This is a genomic window from Nostoc sp. CHAB 5715 (assembly GCF_020829685.1).
Classification (GTDB): Bacteria; Cyanobacteriota; Cyanobacteriia; order Cyanobacteriales; family Nostocaceae; genus Nostoc.
Genome location: NZ_JAIVFR010000687.1, coordinates 1 through 4,235 on the forward strand (window position 1 = coordinate 1; position 4,235 = coordinate 4,235).

General features: G+C 41.2%; 5 protein-coding genes and 2 pseudogenes. 5 read left to right on the top strand and 2 right to left on the bottom strand.

Annotation, left to right across the window (positions count from 1 at the left end; all coding sequences use genetic code 11):
• Positions 1 to 507, top strand: a pseudogene (locus LC574_RS29035) (polysaccharide deacetylase); the annotation flags it as partial.
• Here the strand turns inward: LC574_RS29035 and LC574_RS29040 are convergent.
• The gene (locus LC574_RS29040) at positions 495 to 641 is read right to left on the bottom strand and encodes a hypothetical protein (protein ID WP_229457095.1); all 147 of its coding nucleotides are present in this window, start codon (positions 639 to 641) and stop codon (positions 495 to 497) included. The pseudogene LC574_RS29035 and the gene LC574_RS29040 overlap by 13 nt on opposite strands.
• Positions 642 to 1,003: 362 nt before the next feature.
• Here LC574_RS29040 and LC574_RS29045 point away from each other — a divergent pair, with 362 nt between their 5' ends.
• From LC574_RS29045 to LC574_RS29060, 4 genes are all read left to right on the top strand, one after another.
• Positions 1,004 to 1,243 (top strand): hypothetical protein, encoded by a 240-nt coding sequence (locus tag LC574_RS29045; RefSeq protein ID WP_229457096.1) that lies wholly within the window; start codon positions 1,004 to 1,006, stop codon positions 1,241 to 1,243.
• A 478-nt stretch (positions 1,244 to 1,721) separates the two neighbouring features.
• Positions 1,722 to 3,320, top strand: coding sequence for an Hsp70 family protein (locus LC574_RS29050; RefSeq protein ID WP_229457097.1), 1,599 nt, complete (start codon positions 1,722 to 1,724; stop codon positions 3,318 to 3,320).
• Positions 3,321 to 3,325: 5 nt separating this feature from the next.
• On the top strand, positions 3,326 to 3,625 hold the full coding sequence (locus LC574_RS29055) for a type II toxin-antitoxin system HigB family toxin (RefSeq protein WP_229457098.1): 300 nt from the start codon (positions 3,326 to 3,328) through the stop codon (positions 3,623 to 3,625).
• Complete coding sequence (locus tag LC574_RS29060) at positions 3,609 to 4,010, top strand: type II toxin-antitoxin system HigA family antitoxin (protein ID WP_229457099.1); 402 nt, start codon at positions 3,609 to 3,611, stop codon at positions 4,008 to 4,010. Before LC574_RS29055 ends, LC574_RS29060 begins: the two co-directional genes overlap by 17 nt.
• Before the next feature lie 34 nt (positions 4,011 to 4,044).
• On the opposite strand, the pseudogene LC574_RS29065 reads toward LC574_RS29060, so the two are convergent.
• Positions 4,045 to 4,235: pseudogene (locus tag LC574_RS29065) on the bottom strand (Uma2 family endonuclease); the annotation flags it as partial.

The window sequence follows — 4,235 nt, forward strand, 5'->3', positions numbered from 1 at the left end:
CCCATCGCACGAGCATATTATTTGATGACTTGTAAACTGAGCAAGGAAGAACGCAAGAAACGGGAAGCCCTATTTGGCGGTTTCAAAGATGGTTTGCAGCCTCTGAAACCTTACCAGTGGAAGATGGGTAAGGATAGACTCACTGAAATTCCTGTTACCACCATGCCAATTTTCAAGGTGCCAATTCACTTCAGTTACATAATGTATCTGAGTACATTTTCTTCGGAAGTGGCGTTACTCTACCTGCGAATTGCCTTATGGCTATGTAAACTTACGCATGTCCAGCCTTCTTTGCTATTCCATCCTACAGACTTTGTAAGTCAAGAGGATGTGCCAGAGCTATCATTCTTCCCTGGAATGACCCTTCCCACCTACAAAAAGCTGGCAATAGTGAATAAAAGTTTGGAACTTATATCCAGTCAGTTTAATGTTTTGACTGTTGGACAACATGCCAAATCCGTAGCCGATGTCCGTCAACTGCCTGTATTAGTGCCTCAAAAAAGGTAAAAATATGATTTATTGAAAGCGACGGGAAACTCCATCCTAAGAGTGGGTGTTCCGGGATAGTCGCCCCGTCGCTTGGGGCATAGGGCATAGGGCATTGGTAGTTTCTTCCCCATGCCCCATGCCCGATTCCCCATGCCCAAAAACTCCATCCCGCAAGTGGCGTGGAGTTTTTTATGCGATTGATAAGTCCAATTTGTATCCTTAATTACAAATAAAATTAACTTTGACCTGTTTTTGAGAAGGAGGAAATAGTGTTGTAAAAAAAATAAATTTATGTTTAAAATAGTTCACTATTCCAATGTCTTTATTAAAAACTTCTGGTGATATCCCTTCCCAGAGGTTATTTTTTTTAAATTCGGTGTCTAATCAGATTTTTTAATAGTTGTCTAGTTTTCAATATCAGCAAGTTATCTTGAAACCAGCTGACATTTGCTAGCAAGTATGTGTAAAGTAATTGAGAGTCAATCAATATCTCTAATTTTTGACACATCTATCTATGGTTAGAAAAACCCAACGTCTTTTGCTGCTAGTTGTTTGCTGTAGTATAACTGGTGTAATTTTAGGAGGTACTGCTGCTTGGGCAGAAAGTAATCTCTGCTTGGAAGACAGTAAGGTTACAAGTGAGTGTTTAACCCAAGACCCGATCCAAAAAACTATCCAGGGAATGAGTACCGGATTGTTAGCTGGGGCTGGGGCCGCAAGCGGTGCAGCATGGCAGTTACGGCATGAAGATTGAGTTAGGAGTTAGGGAGTAGTCATTGGTCATTGGTCATTGGTCATTAGTCACTTGTACTGAGCGTAGTCGAAGTATTGGTCATTGGTCATTGGTGCATACCCCGTCCCTTGCGGGCGGAAAAACTTTCTATGACGGACTAATTCAAACCACGTTAAAAAGTGGGTGTGGTATCTCAAAGAGAAATGACAAATGACTAATAGACATCTCCAGAAATTAAATATGCGTTATCTAGAACCCTTGTCTTGACGTAGCAATGCTACGTCTCTAGATTCTTTTTCACTGTCTCTAGATTCTTTTTCACTCCTATGTCTAATGACTAATGACAAATGACTAATGACTAATGACAAATGACTTTCGCGTTGCGGTTTGATTTTCTCAAACGACCGTTGGATTATCAATTGCATTGTTGATGCCTTATAGAGAATAATCAGAGAGAAAGCAGCTTTGGCCTCTTCATGCGAGATAATAAATATAAAATATGGCGATCGCAATCGATTTTGGTACTAGCAACACAGTCATTGCTCGTTGGAACCCTGTAACCCAACAGCCAGAAACCCTGAATCTACCAGGTTTATCAATTAAACAAAGTCTCAATCCACCACTGATTCCCAGCTTGGTTTATGTTGAAGACGCAACCCAAAATCAAGTCTTAGTAGGGCAACAAGTACGCGATCGCGGTCTTGACCTCAAGGGCGAAACGCGATTTTTCCGCAGCTTCAAACGCGGTATCGGTGCAGATATCCAAGGTTTTTTACCCGAACTCGATGGGCAACTTGTCACCTTTGAGCAAGTAGGGCAATGGTTCCTCACCAAAGTAATTCAAGAACTAGCTCCCCTGGAAGGGGGGTTAGATTCTCTAGTTTTAACCGTACCTGTAGACAGTTTTGAAGCTTATCGTCACTGGTTGGGGACAGTTTGTCAAGCCCTCCCCATCGAACAAGTGCGGATGTTGGATGAACCCACAGCCGCCGCTTTGGGTTATGGCTTGGCAGATCAAGAAATTCTCTTGGTGATTGATTTTGGTGGCGGCACTTTGGATTTATCCCTTGTCCGGTTGGATCAAGGTGTGCAAGCAACCACAAAACCGCTCGGATTTATCCTCAAGTGGGGTAATAAGTCACTGGCTGAAGATTCAAAACAAAAAGTTAAAACAGCCCGTGTCCTGGCGAAAGTTGGGCAGAATTTGGGCGGTACTGATATTGATAATTGGTTGGTAGATTACTTTGCCAAAACTCAAGAATTGGCGATAAGTCCGTTGACAATAAGATTGGCAGAACGGGTAAAAATTCAGCTATCAACTCAAAACCAAGCTAGTGAAGTTTATTTTGACGATGAGACATTTGAAAGCTATCAACTGGAACTAAACCGCGATACTTTTGAAAATATTCTTAAAGAACACGCATTTTTTGAGTTATTAGATGAGTCGATGACGACACTGTTGCAGCAAGCAAGACGGCAAGGAATAGAACTTCCAGATATTAATGCAGTTTTGTTAGTTGGTGGGACAGTGCAATTACCGGCAGTGCAGACATGGATAAAACAGTATTTTGAGCCAGAAAAAATCCGTTGCGAACGTCCCTTTGAAGCGATCGCTCAAGGTGCATTACAGTTAGCTCAAGGGATACAAATTAAAGACTTTCTTTATCATAGTTATGGTATCCGCTACTGGGATCGCCGCAATCAGCGTCATAAATGGCATTCTCTGATTAAAGCGGGACTTGCATACCCGATGAGTCAGCCGGTGGAATTAGTCTTAGGCGCTTCTGTGGAAAATCAGCCCAGCATTGAACTAATTATGGGAGAATTGGGAGCAGATACGGGTAGTACTGAAATTTATTTTGATGGCGATCGCTTAATTACTCGTCGTCTGGACAATAGTGAAACCAGCGTCAAACCCCTCAACGATCAAGAAGGCGCGAGGACAATTGCTCAACTGACACCAGCCGGATATCCTGGAAGCGATCGCATAAAAATTCTCTTTCAAGTTGATGACCAACGCTTTTTGCGAATCACCGTTGAAGACTTGTTAACGAATGATAAGCTGTTAGAAAATCAACTTGTGGCACAGTTGAGTTAGATATAATGCACATCATCAGTCGTAAAAAGCTGCGTGAATTTTGCCAAAATTATGCTGATTCCTGTGATGCACTTAAAAACTGGTACAAGGCTGCCAATAAAGCGACATGGAATAATCTTGCCCAAGTGCAAGCAGTTTATCCTCAAGCAGAAGCTGTTGGGAATTTCACTGTTTTTAATATCAAAGACAACAAATATCGTCTGATAGTTGATTTGGTTTATAGTGACCAAATAATTTATCTTAAATACATTTTGACGCACGCAGAATCCGATAAGGATAAGTGGAAAAATGACCCTTACTTTTAACCGCGAAACTTATGCTAGTTTGCTTACTAAATATCAACCCAAGGTTATTAAAACAGATGAGGAAAACGAGCAAGCTATTACACTAGCAGAGGAACTGTCTCATCGAGTTAACCGAACTTTAGAAGAGTTGGCATTATTAGACCTGTTGATCGCTCTGATAGAAAAATATGAGGATGAGCATTATCCAATGGGAGAATCAACAGCACACTCAATGTTCCTCCATCTGATCGATTCTCAGAGTGTTAATGAAGCTGAGTTAGTAGCAATTCTTGGTTCAAAAGAGGTTGTTTCTCAAGTTATGAGTGGAAAACAAGAAATTACTCAGGAGATGGCTAAGGTTTTAGGGAACTTTTTTCACGTTGATAGTAGTTTGTTTGAGAATTAAGCGATCGCACCTTCTCATTTCAGCCGAGTTATTTCTAGCCTCCCATCTTTAACCATCCAAAAACTTGATTGACGGTTAGTGCAAGTTGAATTTCTGGTAATACAGGCAAAAAATCTTCTCCCTGGAGTAACACTGGTTGTTGCTCTGGTAGAAATACCAAAATACTGAAGTCATCGGGATCAATTAACCAACCTAAACGACTACCATGTTTTAAACAATGTAGAA

Coding starts and splice junctions, on each gene's coding strand:
- LC574_RS29060 (WP_229457099.1), top strand. CDS start 3,609: ATGACCCTTACTTTTAACCGCGAAACTTATGCTAGTTTGCTTACTAAA.
- LC574_RS29055 (WP_229457098.1), top strand. CDS start 3,326: ATGCACATCATCAGTCGTAAAAAGCTGCGTGAATTTTGCCAAAATTAT.
- LC574_RS29050 (WP_229457097.1), top strand. CDS start 1,722: ATGGCGATCGCAATCGATTTTGGTACTAGCAACACAGTCATTGCTCGT.
- LC574_RS29045 (WP_229457096.1), top strand. CDS start 1,004: ATGGTTAGAAAAACCCAACGTCTTTTGCTGCTAGTTGTTTGCTGTAGT.
- LC574_RS29040 (WP_229457095.1), bottom strand. CDS start 641: ATGGGGAATCGGGCATGGGGCATGGGGAAGAAACTACCAATGCCCTAT.